The sequence below is a fragment of the Kribbella sp. NPDC050459 genome (assembly GCF_040655315.1).
Classification (GTDB): Bacteria; Actinomycetota; Actinomycetes; order Propionibacteriales; family Kribbellaceae; genus Kribbella.
Window position 1 is genome coordinate 318,618 of the sequence record NZ_JBFAJQ010000006.1, and the last position, 20,522, is coordinate 339,139.

General features: G+C 69.3%; 18 protein-coding genes. 7 read left to right on the forward strand and 11 right to left on the reverse strand.

The features are described 5' to 3' along the window. Positions 1–64: 64 nt before the first annotated feature. On the reverse strand, positions 65–1,438 hold the full coding sequence (gene lpdA, locus AB0I12_RS22505; protein WP_359932917.1) for a dihydrolipoyl dehydrogenase: 1,374 nt from the start codon (positions 1,436–1,438) through the stop codon (positions 65–67). Positions 1,439–1,597: 159 nt separating this feature from the next. Here lpdA and AB0I12_RS22510 point away from each other — a divergent pair, with 159 nt between their 5' ends. Next, positions 1,598–1,915, forward strand: a complete 318-nt coding sequence (locus AB0I12_RS22510) for a hypothetical protein (RefSeq protein ID WP_355688545.1) — start codon at positions 1,598–1,600, stop codon at positions 1,913–1,915. A gap of 25 nt (positions 1,916–1,940) precedes the next feature. On the opposite strand, the gene AB0I12_RS22515 is transcribed toward AB0I12_RS22510, so the two are convergent. After that, positions 1,941–3,446 carry a leucyl aminopeptidase gene (locus AB0I12_RS22515; RefSeq protein WP_359932920.1) on the reverse strand — a complete coding sequence of 502 codons (1,506 nt, stop codon included), beginning with the start codon at positions 3,444–3,446 and terminating at the stop codon, positions 1,941–1,943. Between the two features lie 98 nt (positions 3,447–3,544). Here AB0I12_RS22515 and gcvT point away from each other — a divergent pair, with 98 nt between their 5' ends. The 6 genes from gcvT to AB0I12_RS22545 all read left to right on the forward strand — a co-directional run bounded on the left by gcvT (position 3,545) and on the right by AB0I12_RS22545 (position 11,063). Beyond that, a complete protein-coding gene (gcvT, locus tag AB0I12_RS22520) occupies positions 3,545–4,645 on the forward strand; it encodes a glycine cleavage system aminomethyltransferase GcvT (protein ID WP_359932923.1) in 1,101 nt (366 codons plus the stop codon). A 292-nt stretch (positions 4,646–4,937) separates the two neighbouring features. Further along, complete coding sequence (locus tag AB0I12_RS22525; RefSeq protein WP_359932926.1) at positions 4,938–5,945, forward strand: ABC transporter permease; 1,008 nt, start codon at positions 4,938–4,940, stop codon at positions 5,943–5,945. Between the two features lie 40 nt (positions 5,946–5,985). Then, complete coding sequence (locus tag AB0I12_RS22530) at positions 5,986–7,746, forward strand: ABC transporter substrate-binding protein (RefSeq protein ID WP_359932929.1); 1,761 nt, start codon at positions 5,986–5,988, stop codon at positions 7,744–7,746. 93 nt (positions 7,747–7,839) lie between these two features. Continuing rightward, entirely contained in the window at positions 7,840–8,832 is a 993-nt protein-coding gene (locus AB0I12_RS22535) for an ABC transporter permease (protein WP_359932932.1), read from the forward strand. Further along, positions 8,829–10,001 (forward strand): ABC transporter ATP-binding protein, encoded by a 1,173-nt coding sequence (locus AB0I12_RS22540; RefSeq protein ID WP_359932935.1) that lies wholly within the window; start codon positions 8,829–8,831, stop codon positions 9,999–10,001. The genes AB0I12_RS22535 and AB0I12_RS22540 overlap by 4 nt, the downstream gene beginning before the upstream one ends. Before the next feature lie 18 nt (positions 10,002–10,019). Beyond that, positions 10,020–11,063: a dipeptide ABC transporter ATP-binding protein gene (locus AB0I12_RS22545; RefSeq protein WP_359932938.1), complete on the forward strand. Its 1,044-nt coding sequence runs from the start codon at positions 10,020–10,022 to the stop codon at positions 11,061–11,063. Positions 11,064–11,118: 55 nt separating this feature from the next. Here the strand turns inward: AB0I12_RS22545 and AB0I12_RS22550 are convergent, their stop codons facing one another. The 9 genes from AB0I12_RS22550 to AB0I12_RS22590 all read right to left on the reverse strand — a co-directional run bounded on the left by AB0I12_RS22550 (position 11,119) and on the right by AB0I12_RS22590 (position 20,521). Continuing rightward, positions 11,119–12,366, reverse strand: a complete 1,248-nt coding sequence (locus AB0I12_RS22550) for a sugar ABC transporter permease (protein WP_359932941.1) — start codon at positions 12,364–12,366, stop codon at positions 11,119–11,121. Further along, the gene (locus AB0I12_RS22555; protein ID WP_355688531.1) at positions 12,363–13,181 is read right to left on the reverse strand and encodes an ATP-binding cassette domain-containing protein; all 819 of its coding nucleotides are present in this window, start codon (positions 13,179–13,181) and stop codon (positions 12,363–12,365) included. Before AB0I12_RS22555 ends, AB0I12_RS22550 begins: the two co-directional genes overlap by 4 nt. Before the next feature lie 119 nt (positions 13,182–13,300). After that, positions 13,301–14,386 carry a substrate-binding domain-containing protein gene (locus tag AB0I12_RS22560; RefSeq protein ID WP_359932944.1) on the reverse strand — a complete coding sequence of 362 codons (1,086 nt, stop codon included), beginning with the start codon at positions 14,384–14,386 and terminating at the stop codon, positions 13,301–13,303. Between the two features lie 81 nt (positions 14,387–14,467). Beyond that, entirely contained in the window at positions 14,468–15,643 is a 1,176-nt protein-coding gene (locus AB0I12_RS22565; RefSeq protein WP_359932947.1) for an ROK family transcriptional regulator, read from the reverse strand. A gap of 80 nt (positions 15,644–15,723) precedes the next feature. Then, positions 15,724–16,506, reverse strand: a complete 783-nt coding sequence (gene cobS, locus AB0I12_RS22570) for an adenosylcobinamide-GDP ribazoletransferase (protein WP_359932950.1) — start codon at positions 16,504–16,506, stop codon at positions 15,724–15,726. Beyond that, entirely contained in the window at positions 16,503–17,030 is a 528-nt protein-coding gene (locus AB0I12_RS22575) for a bifunctional adenosylcobinamide kinase/adenosylcobinamide-phosphate guanylyltransferase (RefSeq protein ID WP_359932953.1), read from the reverse strand. The genes cobS and AB0I12_RS22575 overlap by 4 nt, the downstream gene beginning before the upstream one ends. Next, entirely contained in the window at positions 17,023–17,832 is an 810-nt protein-coding gene (locus tag AB0I12_RS22580; RefSeq protein ID WP_359932956.1) for an ECF transporter S component, read from the reverse strand. The genes AB0I12_RS22575 and AB0I12_RS22580 overlap by 8 nt, the downstream gene beginning before the upstream one ends. Next, positions 17,829–19,439, reverse strand: a complete 1,611-nt coding sequence (locus AB0I12_RS22585) for an ATP-binding cassette domain-containing protein (protein WP_359932959.1) — start codon at positions 19,437–19,439, stop codon at positions 17,829–17,831. Before AB0I12_RS22585 ends, AB0I12_RS22580 begins: the two co-directional genes overlap by 4 nt. Then, the gene (locus tag AB0I12_RS22590) at positions 19,436–20,521 is read right to left on the reverse strand and encodes an energy-coupling factor transporter transmembrane component T (RefSeq protein ID WP_359932962.1); all 1,086 of its coding nucleotides are present in this window, start codon (positions 20,519–20,521) and stop codon (positions 19,436–19,438) included. Before AB0I12_RS22590 ends, AB0I12_RS22585 begins: the two co-directional genes overlap by 4 nt. Between the last annotated feature and the right edge of the window lies 1 nt (position 20,522).

The following is a 20,522-nucleotide window of genomic DNA, read 5'->3' on the forward strand; positions in this document are numbered from 1 at the left end:
CACGGACTCGCACGCTGCACACGGCTCTAACCTACTCGGGCAATCCAGCAGGCTTCCGGGTAGCTCAGTCATGGAAGTGCAAAGGTTTCCCGGCGAGCGCGAGGTGGGCCTCGCCGAGGGCCTCGTTCTGGGTCGGGTGCGCGTGTACGAGCGGCGCCACGTCCGCCGGGTACGCCTCCCAGTTGTAGATCAGCTGGGCCTCGCCGATCAGCTCGCCGACGCGCGAACCGACCATGTGCAGACCGACGACCGCGCCGTCGCGGGCGCGGACGAGTTTCACGAAGCCGGCGGTCTTCAGAATCTGCGACTTGCCGTTGCCGCCCAGGTTGTAGTTCAGGATCTCCACGTCGCCGTACTTCTCCCGGGCCTGCTCCTCGGTCAGCCCGACCGACGCGACCTCGGGCTCGGAGTACGTGACCCGCGGGATGCCGGCCTCGTCGATCGCCGTCGGCGCCAGGCCCGCGAGGTGTTCGGCGACGAAGATGCCCTGCTGGAACCCGCGGTGCGCGAGCTGCAGCCCTGGCACGATGTCGCCGACCGCGTACACGCCCGGCACGCTCGTCTGCAGCGTCGCGTCGACGGTCACGAACCCACGGTCGAGAGCGACACCTACCTCTTCGTAGCCGAGGCCCGTCGTGTTCGGCCCACGGCCGACCGCGACCAGGAGGACCTCGGCCTCGATGACCTCGCCGCCCGCGACGCGGACCTGCACCCCGGAATCGGTCAACGAGACCGACTCGAACGGCGTACCGGTCTTGAACGCGATCTTCCGCTTCCGGAACGCGCGCTCCAGCGTCTTCGAGCAGTCCGCGTCCTCGGCCGGGACCAGCCGCGGCAGCGCCTCGACGATCGTCACGCGGGTGCCGAACGAGGTCCACGCGGACGCGAACTCGACGCCGATCACGCCGCCGCCGAGGATCACCGCGGACTCCGGTACCCGGTCCAGGGTCAGTGCGTGCTCGCTCGCGATCACCCGGTGCCCGTCGAGCTCGAGACCGGGGAGCGAGCGGGAGTAGGAGCCGGAGGCAAGGATGATGTTGCGGCCGGTGTACGTCGTGTCGCCGACCTGGACCGTGGTGGGGGAGGTCAGTCGGCCTTCGCCCTCGATCACCGTGATGCCGCGGGCCTTCAGCTGACCCTGCAGACCCTTGAACAGCCGGTCGACGACGCCGTCCTTGTACTTGTTCACACCGCCCATGTCGACGCCCTCGAGCGTCGTCCGGACACCGAACTGCTCACCCTCGCGGGCCGAGTCCGCGACCTCGGCGGCGTGCAGCAGCGCCTTGGTCGGGATGCAGCCGCGGTGCAGACAGGTCCCGCCGACCTTGTCCTTCTCCACCACCGCCACCGACAGGCCGAGGGTCGCGGCGCGTAGTGCGGCGGCATAGCCACCGCTTCCGCCGCCGAGAATCACCAGGTCGTACGTCGTACCAGTCACAGGTTCCTCCGGATCGCGGGTTCCAACCTCGGCGTCATCTTGTCACCGATCGCGGCCGGATCCATCTCCGGGCCGCCCGTGGCGCGCAGGCCGGATCCGGCCGCAACCGTTATCCAGGATTTCGGCCGGGACTTGCACAGATAGTGGACACTTACTCCCATGAAGTGGTTCGGTCGCCGGCAGAAAGCCGGAACGATGCGCCGGTCGGACAGCCCCGACCAGGCGCACCTGCGGGAGTTCGCGCAGACCCGTCAGGGAGTGGAGGGCTTCGTCGAGCCGCGGACCGCGGTGACCGACTACACCCTGCTGCTGGTCGCGGTCGACGGCGAGTGGACCCGGCGCCGGGTCCCGTCGGTCAAATGGGCGCACGACTTCGCGAACCGCCTCGGCATCCCGTCGTACGACGCGGCCGTCGTCGGCTACCCGCCCCGGATGCGTGAGTACAACGCGCGGATGAAGCGGAACGGCGGGGCCTGACCACCAGGCAGGCCCCGACGCCGTCTCAGCCCGCTGAGGCGGCGAGTTCCACCAGGGTGCGGACGGCGTAGCCGGTGCCGCCGTTGGGGGTGTAACCGGAGGCGCCGCCGTCGTTGAAGGCGGGGCCGGCCACGTCCAGGTGCACCCAGTCGATGCCGTCGGCAACGAAGTCGCCAAGGAACGCGGCCGCCGCGAGCGCGCCGCCCCAGGCCTCGCCGGTGATGTTGGCGAGGTCCGCGACCTTGGAGTGCGACTTCAGCTTGTCGAGCATCTCGGCCGGGATCGGCAGCGGCCACATCGACTCACCGGCCGCCACCGCCGCGTCCACCACCCGGTCGCGGGCGGCGTCGGTGTTGCCGAACGCGCCGGCCACCTTGGTGCCCAGGGCAACGACGCACGCGCCGGTCAGGGTGGCCACGTCGACGATCAGGTCGGGCTGGTCCTCGCCGGCCCGGACCAGCGCGTCGCCGAGCACCAGCCGGCCCTCGGCGTCGGTGTTCAGCACCTCGACGGTCTTGCCGCCGTACATGGTCAGCACGTCGGACGGGCGGGCCGCCGACCCGGACGGCATGTTCTCGGCCATCGCGGCGTACGTCGTCACCTGGACCGGCAGCTCGAGCCGCGCGATGGCGATCGTGGCGCCGATCACCGCGGCGGCGCCGGCCATGTCGGACTTCATGCTGACCATGCCGGACGACGTCTTCAGCGACAGGCCGCCGGAGTCGAACGTGATGCCCTTGCCGACGAACGCGAGATGCGTGACCGGCTTGCGCGGCGTGTAGGTCAGCCGGACGAGCCGCGGCGGGTTGGCCGAGCCCTGGCCGACGCCGAGGATGCCGCCGTACCCGCCCTTCGCGAGCGCCTTCTCGTCGAGCACCTCGACCTTGACGCCGTACTCCTTGCCGAGCTTGACCGCGCCGGCGGCGAACTCGGCCGGGTGCAGGTCCGACGGCGGGGTGTTGACCCAGTCCCGCACCTGCGCGACGGCCTCCGCGGTCACCTGGGCCCGCTCGAGCGCGGCCTTGGCCTCCTTGTTCCGGGCCAGGTCGGTCAGCACCGTCAGGTTGCCGGGGGCTTCGGCCGGGCCGTCGGAGGACTTGTACGCCGTGAACGAGTAGCGGCCCATCAGCGCGCCCTCGGCGACCGCCCGCACGCACTCGGCGTCCGGCGTCGGCAGCGCGAAGGCGACCGACTGCGACGTCTTGGCGGCGCGGACGCCGGTGCCGGCCGCGGACCGCAGGTCCTCGGTCTTCAGTTCGCCGTCAGGCGCGGCGCCCAGGCCGACCGCGATCAGCGTGGCCGACTTGCCCGGCTTGTTCAGGTGGGGCCCGGGCACCTTCGTCACCTCGCCGGTCTTGCCGGTGGCGCCGAGACCGGACAGCACCTCCACCAGCTTCCCGCCGTACGCGGCGTTCAGCGACTCGGTGCCGGCCGGCAGGGTGACGCCGCCGCCGAGTTTGACCACGCCGATGACCACGGCGTCGCTCTTGACGCCGGCGGCATCTGACTTGCTCAGGGTGATGGTGGTCACGAAATCCTCAGTCCTCCTTGACCGGCGACTCAGACGGCCGGTCGTGACGGTACGTGCAAGCTGCCTCCGCATGCTACGCGTCAGGTAGTTTGCGCTCCATGACCGAGTCGACCCATCTGAAGAAGTCCCCGTTGCACGAGCGCCATGTCGCGCTCGGCGCCAAGTTCGCCGAGTTCGGCGGCTGGGAGATGCCCCTGGAGTACTCCGGTGTGGTGGCCGAGCACACCGCGGTGCGGACGTCGGTCGGGGTCTTCGATGTCAGCCATCTCGGCAAGGCCACGGTCAAGGGACCGGGCGCCGCGGCCTACGTGAACGCTTGCCTGACCAACGACCTCGGCAAGATCGCGCCCGGGCAGGCGCAGTACACGCTGTGCTGCAACGAGCGCGGGGGAGTGGTCGACGACCTGATCGCCTACCTGCACGCCGACGACGACGTGTTCCTGATTCCGAACGCCGCGAACACCGCCGAGGTCGTCCGCCTGCTCCAGGCCGGCGCCCCCGACGGCGTCGAGGTGACGAACGTGCACGACGACTACGCGATCCTCGCGGTGCAGGGTGCGCACAGCGACGAGGTGGTGTCCGCGATCGGGCTGCCGACCGGCCACGACTACATGTCGTTCGCCACGGCCGACGTCGACGGTACGCCGGTGGTGGTGTGCCGCACCGGGTACACGGGCGAGCGCGGTTTCGAGCTCGTCGTGCCGAACGCCGCCGCGGTGGCCGTGTTCGACGCGCTGCTGGCGGCCGGCGAGCAGTACGGCATCGTCCCGGCCGGGCTCGGCGCGCGGGACACGCTGCGGACCGAGATGGGGTACCCGCTGCACGGTCAGGACATCTCGCCGGACATCACGCCCGTCCAGGCGCGGTCCGGCTGGGCCGTCGGCTGGAAGAAGGAGCACTTCTGGGGCGACGAGGCCCTGCGGGCCGAGAAGGAGCGCGGACCGGCCCGGATCCTGCGCGGCCTGCTGGCCACCGGCCGGGGTATTCCGCGGCCGCACATGTCCGTTCTGGCGCATTCCGGAACGGCGCTCGGTGAAGTGACCTCCGGCACGTTCTCGCCGACGCTGAAGAAAGGTATTGCGTTGGCGCTGCTCGACGCGTCGGTGAAAGAAGGCGAACAAGTGACCGTCGACATCCGCGGCCGCAAGGAAACCTTCGAGGTCGTGAAACCGCCCTTCGTGACGGTCCACGTGCGCTGACCGCGATCTGCACCGTTTGTGTCATTTCGTTACATTGCGTGAGATCTTGGCACAAAATGGCCACTGTCGGTGCTGTGCCGACGCGTTTCGCGCAGGCTCAACTGCGGGCAGTGACGAAATGGGGCAAATGTTCCATCGGGGTACGCGGTCCGGTAACGATTTGTGCACTGCTGCCGGACACCGCTGGTTTGGTGTCACGGTGTCGGGCAGGCTAGCGCGCGGCTGTGCGGACAACGCCTGTCAAGAGAATTTGACGGACCGAAATCCGGTCGACTGAAGCTACGGAGTGCGAATGACAATTGGGTCACCCGACTCGACCGTGGGGATCGAAGAACACCCGGCGTCGGCGGAACCGGTTCGGGGTTCTGCTGTACCGCACGGCAAGTCCCCCACCCGGGTGGCAGTGGACCGGCTCCGCAAGGACCGAGTGGCCGTGGTCTGCGCCGGAGTGGTGCTCTTCTTCATCCTGGTCGCGGTGCTCGCGCCGTTGCTGACCAAGATCGAGGGCAGCGACATCAGCACCTTCCACCCGGAGTTCGTCGACGAGTACGGCTTCCCGACCTTCGCCGCCAACGCGCAGCACTGGTTCGGCGTCGAGCCGAAGACCGGACGGGACAACTTCGCCCGCTGGGTCTACGGCGCGCGGCCGTCGCTGGTGATCGCGTTCGTCGCGACGCTGTCGGGAACGATCATCGGCGTCGTGATGGGCCTGCTGGCCGGCTTCCTCGGCGGCTGGGTCGACCGCGTCATCTCGTGGCTGGTCGACTTCGTGCTGAGCCTGCCGTACCTGCTGTTCGCGATCGCGATGGTGCCGATCGTCGAGAGCATGCGCGGCGGGTCGTTCAACCTCTCGCCCGAGGAGCAGGCGTCGACGCGCTTCTTCGTGCTGATCTTCGTGCTGTCGTTCTTCGGCTGGGCCGGTCTGGCCCGCATCATCCGTGGCGAAGTACTGTCCCTGCGCGAGCGTGAGTTCGTGCTCGCGGCGAAGGCCATCGGCGTCCCCACCCGGCAGGTCCTGTTCAAGGAACTGCTGCCGAACCTTGTCGCCCCGATCGTGATCTCGGCGTCGCTGGCCCTGCCGGCGTACGTGACCGCCGAGGCGGGACTGTCCTTCCTCGGCGTCGGTCTGATCGAGCCGGTCCCGTCCTGGGGCCAGACGATCGCGACCGCGACGAACTGGTTCAAGGCGGACCCGCTGTACCTGTGGCTGCCCGTGCTGGGGATCACCGCGCTCGTTCTGGCGCTGGCCCTGCTCGGTGACGCGGTCCGCGACGCCTTCGACCCCAAGACTCGCCGGTAGCCCGGCGTTGCCCCAGCGGCAGAAAAGGAGAAACACAACAATGCAGTGGAAACGGATCACCGCTGTCACGGCGACGGTCATGCTGGCCGCCGTGGCCTGTGGCAGCCCGTCGTCCAACAGCGGCAAGGACGGGGCCAACGCGGGTGACGCGGGTACCGCCCAGGAGAAGGCCACCGACGCGACCGCGAAGGGACCGGCTCCGGAGCTCGACGGCGCCAAGAAGGGCGGCACCGTCAGCATCCTTGCTGACGTCTCGCCGGACACCCTCGACCCGACGAACATCTACTTCACCGACACCAACCAGATCGGTAAGTTGATGTACCGGGCGCTGACCCAGTACCGCCTGGACGGTGACAGCCACAAGCCGGTGCTCGTTCCGGACCTCGCCGAGGACCTGGGCACCAAGTCTGCCGACGGCCTTACTTGGACCTTCAAGCTGAAGAAGGGCATCAAGTACCAGGACGGCACGCCGGTGAAGGCGGTCGACTACGCGTACGCGATCAAGCGGTCCTTCGCGCACGACCTGTACGACGCCGGACCGGTGTACCAGGACCAGTACTTCAAGGACGGCAAGACCTACAAGGGCCCGTACGGCCCGAACGGCGCCAACTACTCCGGTGTCGAGACGCCGGACGACAACACCCTGGTCATCCACCTGGCGGAGAAGTTCGACGACCTGCCGTACTACGCGGCGTTCCCGATGTTCACGCCGATCCCGCAGGCCAAGGACACCAAGAAGTCCTACGACCTGAAGCCGATGACCACCGGCCCCTACCAGGTCGACTCCTACACCCCGGGTGCGGAGCTGAAGCTCAAGAAGAACGAGCACTGGGACCCGAACACCGACCCGGTGCGCTACCAGTACCCGGACGCCTTCGACTTCAAGTTCGGTCAGGACACGCTGAAGGTGCAGCGCCAGGTGCTGGCCAGCAACGGGCCGGACGCGAACGCGCTGAACTACTCCGACCTGGACTCCAGCCTCGTTCCCGAGGTCAAGGACCAGAGCCAGCTGGTGACCGGCCCGCAGCCGTGCACCACGGTGTGGGGCCTGGACACCCGGAAGATCCCGATGGAGGTCCGCCAGCTGATTGCCAAGGCGTACCCGTTCGACACCTACCGCAAGGTCGCGGGTCTGACGCCGAAGAGCGCCATCCCGGCGTCGACGATCATGCCGCCGGCCGTTCCGGGCTACGAGAAGTACGAGCTCCCGGGCCTGGTCGGTACTGGCAAGGGCGCTGAGGACCCGGCCGTCGCGAGCGAGGTCAAGGCGAAGCTGAAGGAGCTCGGCAAGGAGAACTTCGAGCTCAGCTGGTACTACGCCAACGACGACAAGATCGCCACGCAGGTCACCCAGCTGCGGACTCAGGTCTACACCTCCGCCGGCTTCAAGGTGAAGGCCATCGGTGTCGCAAAGGCCAAGCTGCGGACCTTCCGCAACGACCCGGCTGCTCCGGTCAACATCGGCCAAGGTCCGTCGGGTTGGTGCTCCGACTGGCCGTCGGGTGCCAGCTGGTTCCCGGTCCTGTTCCGGTCCGACGCCGTCGAGCTGAGCAACAGCATCGGCATGCTGCAGGACAAGGCGCTGGACGCCGAGCTGAACCGCGTCAACGCCCTGACCGCTGACGAGCAGCTCAAGGAATGGCCGAAGGTCGACAAGATGATCATGGAGAAGTACCTGCCGCTGATCCCGCTGTACTACAGCGCGAGCAACTACCCGGTGGGTAAGAACCTCGGCCACGTCATCAACGACCCGACGCAGGGTCTGCCGGAGTTCACCTCCATCTTCCTGAAGCAGCCCTGATCCGGCGTTCGGGTAACAGCAGTTTGATCGTCTGACGACGGGTGGTGGCCGGACTCCGGTCCGGCCACCACCCCTCAGCGAGGAGAATCCTTCGTGCTCTACTTCGTGGCGCGCCGGCTGGTAAGCGCGCTGAGCGTCGTGCTGGTCACGCTGATCGTGACCTTCGCGCTGTTCTTCGTAGCGCCGACCGACCCGGCCGGCGCGATCTGCGGTGATCGCAACTGCACCCAGGAGCGATACAACGAGATCAAGGACAACCTGCACCTGGACCGGCCAGTGGTGCAGCAGTTCGCCGAGTACGCGGCGGGCATCGTCGCCGGGCGTACCTTCGAGACGGCCGGCGTCACGCAGCATTGCTCCGTGCCCTGCCTGGGCTTCTCCTTCAAGAACGACCGGCCGGTCACCCAGATGCTGAAGGAACGACTACCGGTGACGGTGTCGCTGGTCGCCGGCTACGCGGTGATCGTCCTCACCATCGGTGTCTTCGTGGGCTCGATGGCCGCGAAGCGACGCGGGACGCTGGGCGACCGCGCGCTGATGAGCAGCACGCTGGTCCTCAGTTCGGTGCCGTACTACATCGTGGCGCTGATGATCTCCCTCTACCTGACGATCTTGTACCCGATCCTGCCGCGCGGCGGATACACGCCGCTGACGGAGAATCCGGTGGCCTGGTTCACCGGGCTGCTGACCCCGTGGCTGGTGCTCGGTCTCTACAGCTGTACGCAGTACGCGCGGTACTCGCGCGGCTCGATGGTGGAGGCGCTCAGCGAGGACTACATCCGGACCGCGCGGGCCAAGGGCCTGTCGGACCGGGTGGTCACCTACAAGCACGGCCTGCGCTCCGGCATGATCCCGGTCATCACGATCTTCGGCCTGGACATCGCCGGCAGTCTCGCGGGCGCGATCTTCACCGAGCGGATCTTCGACCTGAACGGCCTCGGCAACCTGGTCCTGGAGAGCCTCAGCAACTACGACCTGCCGGTGATCATGGGCACCGTCCTGGTCTCCTCGGCCATCCTGGTCGCGATGAACTTCCTCGTCGACATCGCCTACTCGCTGATCGACCCGCGGGTGAGGCTCGCATGACCACACCAGCCAACGACGACGGTAAGGACGTTCAGGACATCATGCCGGAAACGCCGGAAACGCCGGACGCCGGCGCGGCCGCGGCCAAGCGCGGCCCGGCGGTCGCCACTCGTGAGCGCCGCCAGGGCGCGACCAACCCGAGCGGCGAGACGCCGTACCTGGTGGTCGAGGACCTGGTCGTCAAGTTCCCCACCGCCGACGGCGTGGTGAGCGCGGTGAACGGGCTGAGCTACTCGGTCCCGCTCGGCCGCACGCTCGCGATCGTCGGCGAGTCCGGCTCCGGCAAGTCGGTGTCCAGCATGGCCGTGATGGGCCTGCACGACCGCAAGCGGACCCGGATCACCGGTTCGATCCGGCTCGGCGGCGACGAGCTCATCGGGCTGCCCGAGAACGACCTGATGAAGGTCCGCGGCGACGCGGTCTCGATGGTCTTCCAGGACCCGCAGTCCTCGCTGCACCCGCTGTACACGATCGGCAACCAGCTGGTCGAGGCGTACCGCGTGCACCACAAGGTCTCCAAGGAGGTCGCGAAGAAGCGGGCGCTGGAGATGCTCGACCTGGTCGGCATCCCGAACCCGGTACGCCGGTTCGCGCAGTACCCGCACGAGTTCTCCGGCGGTATGCGGCAGCGCGCGATGATCGCGATGAGCCTGATCAACGACCCGAAGCTGGTGATCGCCGACGAGCCGACCACGGCGCTCGACGTCACCGTGCAGGCGCAGATCCTGGACCTGCTGAACAACCTGCAGAAGGAGTTCGGCTCCGCGATCGTGCTGATCACCCACGACCTCGGGGTGGTGGCCGAGATGGCCGACGACGTCCTGGTGATGTACGCCGGGCGCTGCGTCGAGTACGGCACCGCCGAGGACGTCCTGGCGAACCCGCGGATGCCCTACACCTGGGGCCTGCTCGAGTCGATCCCGACCGTCTCCGCGGCGAACGAGAAGCTGCGCCCGATCAAGGGCCTGCCGCCGTCGCTGCTGAACCTGCCGGACGGCTGCTCGTTCAACCCACGCTGTCCGTACAAGGACCGGGTCAAGGGCGAGCTCTGCACGACGCAACTGCCGGAACTGCTGCCGGTCGACGGCGCCGGTGCGCACACGTCCCGTTGTCACCTGCACGACAAGGTCTCGATCTACGAGACCGAGGTCGCGCCGAGACTGGGCTGACGAGGGGACTGAGGAGCCATGAGCGAAACTGTGAGCGAAACCGGGAGCGAGACGCTGCTGCAGGTCCGCGACCTGAAGATGCACTTCCCGATCAAGGAGGCCGCCGGCCTCGGCCGGACCAAGAAGGTCGTGCAGGCCGTCGACGGCGTCGACTTCGACCTGAAGGCGGGCGCCAGCCTGGGCCTGGTCGGCGAGTCCGGCTGCGGCAAGTCGACCACCGGCCGGATGATCACCCGGCTGCTGACGCCGACGTCCGGCCAGATCCTGTTCAAGGGCACGGACATCGCGCAGCTGAAGGAGAAGGATCTCCGTCCGTTCCGCCGCCAGCTGCAGATCGTCTTCCAGGACCCGTACAGCTCGCTGAACCCGCGGCAGACGGTCAGCAACATCATCAGTACGCCGCTGCGCGTCCACAACCTGGTACCGAAGGGCAAGGAGCTCGGACGGGTCCAGGAGCTGCTGGAGCGGGTCGGCCTGAACCCCGAGCACCACAACCGCTACCCGAACGAGTTCTCCGGCGGTCAGCGGCAGCGCATCGGCATCGCCCGGGCGCTCGCGGTGGAGCCGGAGGTGATCATCGCCGACGAGCCGGTGTCCGCGCTCGACGTGTCGATCCAGGCACAGGTGATGAACCTGCTCGAGGAGCTGCGCAAGGACCTCGGCATCGCGTTCGTGTTCATCGCGCACGACCTCGGCGTCGTCCGGCACTTCTGTGACGAGGTCGCGGTGATGTACCTCGGCAAGATCGTCGAGCAGGGCAGCCGGGACCAGATCTACAACGCGCCGCAGCACCCGTACACGCAGGCGCTGCTGTCCGCGGCACCGGACCTCGGCACGATCCGCGGCGTCCCGCCGAAGGAGCGGATCCGGCTGGTCGGCGACGTACCCTCGCCGATCGACCCGCCGAGCGGCTGCCGGTTCCGGACCCGCTGCTGGAAGGCAGAGGACATCTGCGCCACGCAGGAGCCGCTGCTGGAGATCAAGCCGCAGTCGAGCACGGGCCATACGGCCGCCTGCCACTTCGCGGAGCCGAAGGTCGATCTGATCGCGGAAACCGCCTGAGCGCAAGTAAGCCCTCCGTCAAAGGCGACGGAGGGCTTACTTGTGTCTTGACCAGTTATGCTCGCCCATGCGCCTGCCGGCTGCGGCGGCTGAGCGAGTCGATGGTGACGGCGATCAGCAGGACGCCCGCGGTGACGATGTAGCGGACGTTGGAGTCCAGGCTGAGCAGGGCGAGGCCGTTGGAGATCGACATGATCACCAGCGCGCCGAGCAGGGCGGAGTACGCCGAACCGCGGCCGCCGAACAGGCTGGTGCCGCCGATGACCGCCGCCGCGATGGCGTTCAGGTTGGTGTCCGTACCGCCGCTGGCCTGCCCGACCGCGACCAGCCGGGCCGCGGCGAGGATGCCGCCGACGGCCGCGAACGTCGAGCACGCCGCGAACACCGTCAGATAGATCGTCCGGACGTTGCAACCCGCCCGCCGGGCGGCCTCGACGTTGCCGCCGACGGCGAACACCGAGCGGCCCCAGCGCGTCCGGCGGACCGCGAGGTCCGTGACGACCACCAGCGCAAGGAACAGCAGGAACATCGACGAGACGCCGCGGTCGCCGTTCAGGATCGCGACCGGGATCAGCAGCATGACCGCGAGGCCGGCGGCCTTGATCGCGATGACCGAGGTCGGCGCCGCGGACAGTCCGGCGGCCGCCCGCGCCGTCCGGCCCTGCAGCCGGGTGAGTGCGTAGGCGACGACGACCAGCGCGACCAGTGCGTAGGCCATCGCGGGCGGCAGGAAGCTCCGCGTCGCGAAGCCGACCAGCGCGGAGTCGTACGGCAGATTGATCGTGCCGTCCTTGCCGAGCACCAGCAGTTGGAGCCCGAGGAAACCGAGCAGACCGGCGAGCGTGATCACGAAGCTCGGTACGCCGAACCGCGTGTACAGCAGACCGTAGAACAGGCCGACGGCCACGCCGAGCGCGATGCCCGCGACCAGCGACAGGACGAGCGGCCAGCCCTGGTTGACGAAAGTGACGCCGACGAGTGCGGCCGCGACACCGCTGACCGAGCCGACCGAGAGGTCGATCTCGCCCAGCAGCAGGACCAGGACGATGCCGAGGGCAATCACTCCGACCGAGGTGGTCTGCAGCGTGAGGTTGACCAGGTTGCGGCTGGACAGGAACGAGCTGTTCGCGATCTGGAAGACCACCCAGATGATCACCAGCCCGACGACCACCGGGACCGATCCGAGGTCGCCGGAGCGCAGCCGCGCGGTGAACGCCGACACGGCGCCGCTGACCCCGCTGCTCGCGATGAGCCGTTCGTCCTGGAGGTCGGCCGGAAGCTGGGCCGAGTCTTGCGCGGTCATGAGTCCTCCCGGCTTCGGCGCGCGGCGCGCTCGGAGACGGCGTTGTCGGTGGCGCCGGTGATCGCGGCGATGATGTCTTGCGTCTTGGTCTCGCTGACCACGAAGACGCCGTTGTTACGGCCGAGCCGCAGCACGGCGACCCGGTCCGCGACCGCCATCACGTCGGCCATGTTGTGGCTGATCAGGATGACGGCCAGGCCGCGTTCGCGCAGCCGCTCGACCAGGTTGAGGACCTCGGCGGTCTGAGCTACGCCGAGGGCGGCGGTCGGTTCGTCCAGCATCACGACCTTGGGCCTGCCGAGCAGGCTGCGGGCGATCGCGACGGTCTGCCGCTGGCCGCCGGACAGACTGGCGACCGGGATCCGGACCGACGGGATCTTGGCGGAGAGCTGGCGGAGCAGTTCCCAGGACTGCCGCTCCATCTCGACCTCGTCGAGCACCCGCCCCTTGCGGAGCTCGCGGCCCAGGTACAGGTTCGCGACGACGTCCAGGTTGTCGCACAGCGCGAGGTCCTGGAACACGGTCGCGATGCCGAGTTGCTGCGCCTCGGCCGGGCTGCCGACCCGGACCGGCCTGCCGTCGAACACCATCGACCCGTCGTCGGCGGTGTAGACGCCCGCGATGGTCTTGACCAGCGTGGACTTGCCGGCGCCGTTGTCGCCGACCAGCGCCAGCACCTCGCCGGCCCGGACGTCGAGCTCGATGTTCTTCAGGGCCTGGACGGCGCCGAACCGTTTGGAGATCCCCTGCAGCGTCAGCACCGTGCCGGCGCCGACGTCCAGGGGAGCGGGTGTAGCAGGTGGAGTCACAGTCACTCGATCAGCCTCCTGGGCTTATTTCAGGCCATGATCCTCGCCGGGGGCGCGGTTGGGGAGAGGCCCGGCGCAGCCCTCCCCGCACCTCACTGCGGGGAGGACTGCGACGAGGGGGCGGGTCAGTTGGTGCTCAGGCCTGCGGCGCTGCAGGCGGCCGCGAAGGACGCGGTGCAGATGTCGGTGACCTTGTAGATATTGTCCTTGACCACGGTGTCCTTGATGTTGTCCTTGGTCACCGCGACCGGGTCGAGAATCGTCGACGGTACGCCGTTCTTCTCGGTGGTGGACTCCGGCTTGCCGCCGTTCGCCAGCGCCACGGCGCCCTTGGCGGCGGCCTCGGCCTGCGGCTTGACCGCCTTGTAGATGGTCATCGCCTGGTCGCCGGCGACGATCCGCTGGATCGCGGCCAGTTCGGAGTCCTGCCCGGTGACCGGCGGCAGCGGCGTCACGCCACCGCCCTTGAGCGCCGCGATCGCGCCGCCCGCGGTGCCGTCGTTGGCGGCGTACACACCGACCAAGCCGTTCTTGATCGCGCTGAGCTGGCCTTCCATCCAGGCCTGCGCCTTGTCCGGGCTCCAGTCCGGGGTGTCGAACTCGGCGGCGACCTTGTAGCCGCTGGAGTCGAGCACGCTGTGCGCGCCCTTCTTGAAGTCGGCGGCGTTCGGGTCGGTCGGCGAGCCGTTGATCATGGCCAGGTTGCCGGAGGTCTTGCCGGCCGCCTTGAGGGCGTCGACCAGGGTCTGGGCCTGCAGTTTGCCGACCGCCTCGTTCTCGAACGACACGTAGTAATTGGCGTTGTCGATGAACCGGTCGTACGCGACCACCGGGACGTTCTGGCCCTTGGCGGAGTTGACCACCGCGGCGGCGGCCTTGCCGTCGACCGGGTCGAGGACGAGCACGTTCGCGCCCTGGGTGAGCGCGGCCTCGGCCTGCTGTTGCTGCTTCGCGGCGTCCTGGTCGGCGTTGCTGTAGATCAGCTCACAGTTCCCGCAGGCCGCCTTCAGCGCCTCGGTGAACAGCGGGCGGTCGAGCGCTTCGTACCGGGTGGTCTTCGACTCGGGCAGCAACAGCGCGATCTTCTTCGCGCTGCCTGAGCCGCTGCCGGAGTCGTCGCCTCCGTCGTCCTGGCCACAGGCCACCAAGGAGACGGCGAGGGCCGAGACGGCGATGCCGAGCCCGACGAGACGTGTTGCGGAGAGGGACATATGGCGACTCCTTGACGGAACAGGCCCTGATTGGCCTGCCCGAAGTCAAGCTCTCCCGCGTCTTGGCGTCAAGACTTGAATTCAAGAAATGGAGATATTGGTATGACTCAGCATCGACGCGCGATGGATGGCGCCGACGATGTCCGCCTCGTCGCCGAGCTCGGCGGGCCGCAGGTCGACGGTCGCCGCGGCACTCGGGATCGCGCACCGGTCCAGGGCCTCGCGGAGCGGGCCGAGGATGAGTTCACCGGCCTCGGCCATCAGGCCGCCGACCACGATCGCCTCCGGGTTCAGCAGGTTCACGACGCCGGCGACAGCGACGCCGACGCGCCGGCCGGCGTCCTCGATCACCCGGCGGCAGCCCAGGTCGCCGCCGAGCGCCCGGGTCACGATGTCCTTCAGCCGCAGCGGTCCGTGCGACGCGGCCAGGCTGGTGATCAGCGCCCGGGAGCCGACGAACGTGTCCAGGCAGCCGCGGTTGCCGCAGCGGCAGATCGGCCCGTTCTCGTCGATCGTGACGTGCCCGATCTCGCCCGCCGTACCAGCCGAGCCGCGGAACACGTCGCCGTTGATCACGATGCCCGCGCCGACGCCGTACGAGAACTTCAGGTAGCAGCCGTTGCGGACCCCGCGCAGCGCGCCGGCGTGGAGTTCGCCCAGTGCGGCGAGGTTCGCGGTGTTGTCGAGTGCGACCGGGGCGCGCAGATAGCCGGACATCGCCTCGGTCACGTTGACGCCGCGCCAGCCGGGAAGTACTGCGTCCGAGCCCGCCTCGCCGCTGATCGCGTCGACGGGCATCGGTAGTCCGAACCCGATCGCGGAGATGTCCTCGACGCCGGAGCTGACGGTTTCGGCCAGGTCCGCGAGGAGGCGGGCGGCGCGTTCCATCCCTTCGTCGGCGACGTGGTCGGCCTGCAGCGGCATCAGTTGCTGGGCGAGGATCTCGCGGGAGCCGTTCGCGACCGCGACGCGGACGTCACGCTCGCCGAACGCGACCCCGGCCAGCAGCCCGCCGCCGGACGCCAGTGAGACCAGGACCGCGCGGCGGCCGTTGCGGATGCTGCGGGACAGGCCGACCATGCCGGCCTGGTCCAGTTCGCGGACCATGTTCGAGACGGTGGCGGCGGAGAGTCCGGAGGCGGCCGCGATCTCGACCTGGGTGAGCGGGCCGTGCTGGCGGACCACGCCGAGAACGCGCGCACGGTTGGCTTCGCGCAGCGAAGCCTGCGAGCCCGGGGCCGGGCGGGTTGCGTTCATTACATAAAGATAACGGATAGCGGTGCACTCACGAGCGCGACAGTAGACCACCGTGGCGGCCGTGCGAGGGAGGGGAGCGCTCACACGGTCAGAGCGAGTGTCACCAGGGCCACCGGGAGGGCCAGCTCGACGGTCGCGCCGAGGACGTCGCCGGTGGTTCCGCCGAGTGCCCGGCGGGCTCGACGGCTCGTGAGCAGGCTGGTCGCGACGGCGAGCAGGACCGCGGCGCCGACGCCGGCCGAGCGCCCGGCGCCTGAGTCCGTGAGCCAGCTGAGCGCCAGGCAGGCGGTCAGTACGACGGCCGTGGCAAGCGCGGCTGTGATTGGCCGGACGGTGGCGGCGACCATGTTTCCCAATCCGTCCGGCCTGGCCGCGGGGATGGACTTCAGGCATGCCCACGGGAGCGTGAGGCGGCTCGCGGTGGCCCCGATCAGGATCGCCTGCCAGCCGAAGCCGGCCTGCACACAGGCGGTGAGGGCGGCGATGTCGAGCAGCAGGACGGCGACGATGGCGACCACACCGAAGGGGCCGATGTCGCTCTGCTTCATGATCCGCAGCATCGTCTCGCGGTCCCGCCGGCTGCCGAGCGCGTCGGCGAAGTCGGCGAGCCCGTCGAGATGCAGGCCGCCGGACAGTCCTGCGACGACGAGGACCCCGAGCACGGCCGCGAGCAGGTCCGCGTCCGGATTCACCAGTTGCGCCAGCACCACGACCGCGGCTGCGATCCCACCGACCAGCGCCCCGACCATCGGAGCGAGCGCCATCGCCCGCCCGCCCACCGTCCGATCCACCCGCGAGGGCATGCCGGCGGGCAGCACACTGAGCGTGCCGAGCGACAGTCGCGCCGCGTCGGTCCAGCTCATGTGAGGGGCAGGATTCGGCCGGCGATGGTCCAGAGGACCTGGTCCGAGGCCAGCGAAACCGTGGTGTTGAGGCGGCCCATGAGGTCGCGGAACAGGCGCGTGCCGGCGTCCGCGGGGACGATGCCGGAGCCCACGTCATTGCTGACGGCAACTACATGGCGCGGGGTCGCGGACCAGGCCTCGGCGAGCGCGGCGATGTGGGTTTCGACCTCGCCCGCACGGGACAGGTCGGACCACACGTCAAGCCTGTCCATCGTGCGCGACAGCCACAGCGTCAGGCAGTCGATCAACAGCGGCGGCCCGGCGGACTCGAGCAGCGGGACCAGGTCGATCGTCTCGGCCAGACCCCACGTCGCGGGCCGGCGGGCCCGGTGCTTGGCGACCCGCTCGGCCCACTCGGAACTCCCCGAGTCGTCTCCGCCAGTGGCGACGTACACGACGTCCGGTACGTCGGCCAGCAGCCGCTCCGCGGCGATCGACTTGCCCGAGCGGGCGCCGCCGAGAACGAGGATCCGGTCAGCCATGCGTCCTCCCGGACTCGAAAACCACCGGCGTCTCGAAGGCCGCCTTGCGGGCGGTACGCCGGAACGCGTTCAGCATCGGCCGCCCGAGTGCCAGGACCAGCGCCGCGGACAGGATGCCGCGCGGGATGTCCCATCCGAGCGACGTCGCCACCACGAACAGGAAGTACCGGTGCAGGTTCGCCGCGAGCACATCGCCGGGGACGAACGAGAAGTCGCTGCCGAACGTCGCGTACGGCCAGAACCACAGGTTCATGATCACGCCGTACAGCACGCCCGAGACCAGCGAGTACGCCGCCAGCAGCAGCACCTCGAGCCGCCCGCCGACCCGCGGCAGCAGCCCGGCAAGGCACCCGACCCACGCGCACGCGAACATCTGGAACGGCATCCACGGCCCGACCCCGCCGCTGATCATCGCCCCGCCGAGCAGCGACACCGCCCCGAGCACGAACCCGAACCCGGCCCCGAACGCCCGGCCCGCCAGCACCAGCAGGAAGAACCCCGGCTCGAGCCCCGCGGTCCCCGGTCCCAGCGCCCGCAGCGCCGCGCCGATCGCGGCGAGCATGCCGAGCAGTGAGATCACCTTCGCGTCGATGCCCGCCTCGGACAGCTCCGCGAGCACGACGGCGACCAGCAACGGCAGCAGCAACACGAACAGCCAGGGCGCATCCGTTGTGTGGCCGATCGCCGACTCGCCCGCCTGTGAGGTCCGGAAGAACAACGGCCACCCGAACGCCAGCACACCGACCGCCGAGGCGATCAGCAACATGACCGTGCTCCGCGGCCTGAGCAGGATCAGCTTCACGATGCCCGATCCAGCGCGTCGGCGACCTCGCCGACCGTCAGGAACGGCAGCGGTGCCAGGATCTTCGCGACCTGCGGAGCGAAGGCCGGTGACCCGGCGATCACTTCGGCGGTGCCGCCGTCGCTGACCAGTTCGCCGTCGGCGAGCACCATGACCCGCGTCGCGACCTCGGCCACCATCTCCACGTCGTGCGTCGACAGCACCACCGCGTGTCCGGCAGCAGACAGTTCCCGCAAGATCGCGACCAGGCGGCGTTTGGCGCCGTAGTCGAGCCCGCGCGTCGGCTCGTCCAGCAGCAGCAACGGGGGCGCCCCGCACAGTACGACGGCCAGCGCCAGACACAGCCGCTGTCCCTCGGACAGGTCGCGTGGGTGGGCGTCCAGCGGCACGTCCGGCGCCAGCCGTTCCAGGAGCGCGCGGCAACTACCTGCGGGCACACCGAAGTCGGAGTCCGCCGTGGCGCACTCGTCCGCGACGGTAGCGGCGTACAGCAGGTCTGCCGGCTCCTGCGGGACCAGTCCGACCGCCTTGACCAGGTCGCTCGGCTTGGTACGTCGCGGGTCTGCTCCGGATGCTGTCGCACTACCTGACCGAGCCGGCAGGATGCCGACCAGCGCGTTGAGCAGCGTCGACTTGCCTGCGCCGTTGCGGCCCATCAGCGCGACGATCTCACCGGCCTTGATGCTCAGCGACACGCCACGCAGCGCGGTCACGGCGCCGTACCCGACGACAAGGTCGGTGCAGCGCGCCAGCTCCGCACCGAGTGCGGCCGCGGTACGTGCCGGGGCGGTGGAGCCCAACTCGCTTCGCAGTACGACGGCGGCGCGTCGCGCGTCTCGTACCGACAGGGGGAGTGGTGACCATCCGGCCAGCCGTCCCAGCTCGACAACTGGAGGTGCGACCGGTGCGGTCACCATGCGCTCGGCCGGGAGCCCGGTCGATACAGCCGCCGCGCGACCAGGCACTTCGATCACGCGGTCGGCGTACTGGATCACGCGCTCCAACCGGTGCTCGGCCATCACGACCGTGACGCCCAGGTCGTGCACCAGCCGCTGCAGCGCGGCCAGCACCTCCTCGGCCGCCTGTGGGTCCAGCGCGGAGGTGGGCTCGTCCAGCACCAGTACGGCGGGGTGTGACGTCAGTGCTGCTCCGATAGCGGTCCGCTGTCGCTGGCCGCCTGACAAGGACGTCAGCGCCCGATCCCGCACGTCGGCCAGCCCGAGCAGGTCGAGTGTCTCTTCGACGCGCCGCCGCATGACGTCCGGTGCTACGCCGAGTGACTCCATGCTGTACGCGAGCTCGTCCTCGACCGTGTCGGTGACGAACCCCGCCATCGGGTCCTGCCCGACCATCCCGACCACGTCCGCGAGATCGCGCGGCCGGTACTCGCGGGTGTCCCGCCCGTCGACCAGCACCCGCCCGGCCAGTGTGCCGCCGGTGAAGTGCGGCACCAGGCCGTTGATCGCCCGGAGCAGCGTGGACTTGCCGGAGCCGGTCCGCCCGATCACCAGTGCGAGCTCGCCCTCGGGCACGGTGAAGCTGACGTCACGCAGCGCCGGTTCACGCGCACCGTCGTATGTCATGGTCACGTGGTCGAACTCGATCATGCCGCCGCCTTCTTCACGGGTGGTGCAGCCAGTGCGGGGACCAGTCCGACCAGAACGCCGACAACCGGCAGCACCGGCACTGGTGGGACGACCAACGGGCCTGCCAGCAACAAACCGTTCACGCCACGGACTGCTGCGAACACCATGGCTCCTGCCGCTGCCGCACCGGCCGTGACGACGAGCCACTCGGGCAGCGCCCAGGGATCAGGGCGGTAGCGCGTTCGGGAGACCCGCTGCCGCCCGATCGCCATGGCGGCGACCGCCAGGAGCACACCGGCCGCCAGTGCGCCGGCCGCGAACGGGAACGCCATGGAGTCGGTCAGCAACGCATATACACCGAGCAGCATCCCGAGCAGCCCCAGCAAAACGCACAACGCTGTCAGTCGACGGTGGACCTTTGAAGCTTGCGCCGTACGACCGTAGCCGCGTGAGTCCATGGCGGCTGCCAGCTCGACCGACCGGTCCAACGCACCCTCCAGGACCGGCATGGCCGTCGTGCGGAAGGAAGCGCGCGTACGGCCGCGCAGCCGGCGTGCTGCCCGGACACGGCGGCCGTCGGTCACCAGTTGCGGCGCGAAGGTGAGTGCTACGACACAGGCGACGCCCATCTCGTAGAGAGCCCCCGGCAACGACTTCAGCAGCCGCCGCGGACTGGCCAGAGCGTTCGCGGCGCCGACGCAGCAGAGCATGACGGCCAGCTGCGCACCGTCGTACAGAGCTGTCAGCAGTGCCTCCGCCGTGACCTCACCGCCGAGCTTGACGCCTGCGGCCCAGCCGGGCAGCGGGATCAGCGGCAGCGTGAACAGCACCGTGTTGCCCTGCGAGCGAGTCGACAGCAGGGCCTGCAGCACCACGCGGACGCCGATGACCAGCAGGCCCAGCTTCAGGAACGCGGTGAAGCTGTGCGCCCACGGTGCGTCGCTCCGGCGGGCCGCCACCACGAATCCGGTCACGGCGAGAATGAGGGCCAGCAGAACCGGGTTGCGGGTCCTGCTGGCCGCAACAGCCATGCACAGCGCCCACAACCACCAGGCCCCCGGGTGGAGTGCCCGGGGGAGTGTCAGGTGGTGGACGGCGCGCACC

Bases quoted from the DNA above. Each gene is read 5' to 3' on its own strand.
- AB0I12_RS22565 (WP_359932947.1), bottom strand. From the start codon at position 15,643: ATGAACGCAACCCGCCCGGCCCCGGGCTCGCAGGCTTCGCTGCGCGAA.
- AB0I12_RS22560 (WP_359932944.1), bottom strand. From the start codon at position 14,386: ATGTCCCTCTCCGCAACACGTCTCGTCGGGCTCGGCATCGCCGTCTCG.
- AB0I12_RS22575 (WP_359932953.1), bottom strand. From the start codon at position 17,030: ATGGCTGACCGGATCCTCGTTCTCGGCGGCGCCCGCTCGGGCAAGTCG.
- cobS (WP_359932950.1), bottom strand. From the start codon at position 16,506: ATGAGCTGGACCGACGCGGCGCGACTGTCGCTCGGCACGCTCAGTGTG.
- AB0I12_RS22550 (WP_359932941.1), bottom strand. From the start codon at position 12,366: ATGACCGCGCAAGACTCGGCCCAGCTTCCGGCCGACCTCCAGGACGAA.
- AB0I12_RS22585 (WP_359932959.1), bottom strand. From the start codon at position 19,439: ATGATCGAGTTCGACCACGTGACCATGACATACGACGGTGCGCGTGAA.
- AB0I12_RS22525 (WP_359932926.1), top strand. From the start codon at position 4,938: ATGACAATTGGGTCACCCGACTCGACCGTGGGGATCGAAGAACACCCG.
- AB0I12_RS22545 (WP_359932938.1), top strand. From the start codon at position 10,020: ATGAGCGAAACTGTGAGCGAAACCGGGAGCGAGACGCTGCTGCAGGTC.
- AB0I12_RS22530 (WP_359932929.1), top strand. From the start codon at position 5,986: ATGCAGTGGAAACGGATCACCGCTGTCACGGCGACGGTCATGCTGGCC.
- gcvT (WP_359932923.1), top strand. From the start codon at position 3,545: ATGACCGAGTCGACCCATCTGAAGAAGTCCCCGTTGCACGAGCGCCAT.
- AB0I12_RS22540 (WP_359932935.1), top strand. From the start codon at position 8,829: ATGACCACACCAGCCAACGACGACGGTAAGGACGTTCAGGACATCATG.
- AB0I12_RS22510 (WP_355688545.1), top strand. From the start codon at position 1,598: ATGAAGTGGTTCGGTCGCCGGCAGAAAGCCGGAACGATGCGCCGGTCG.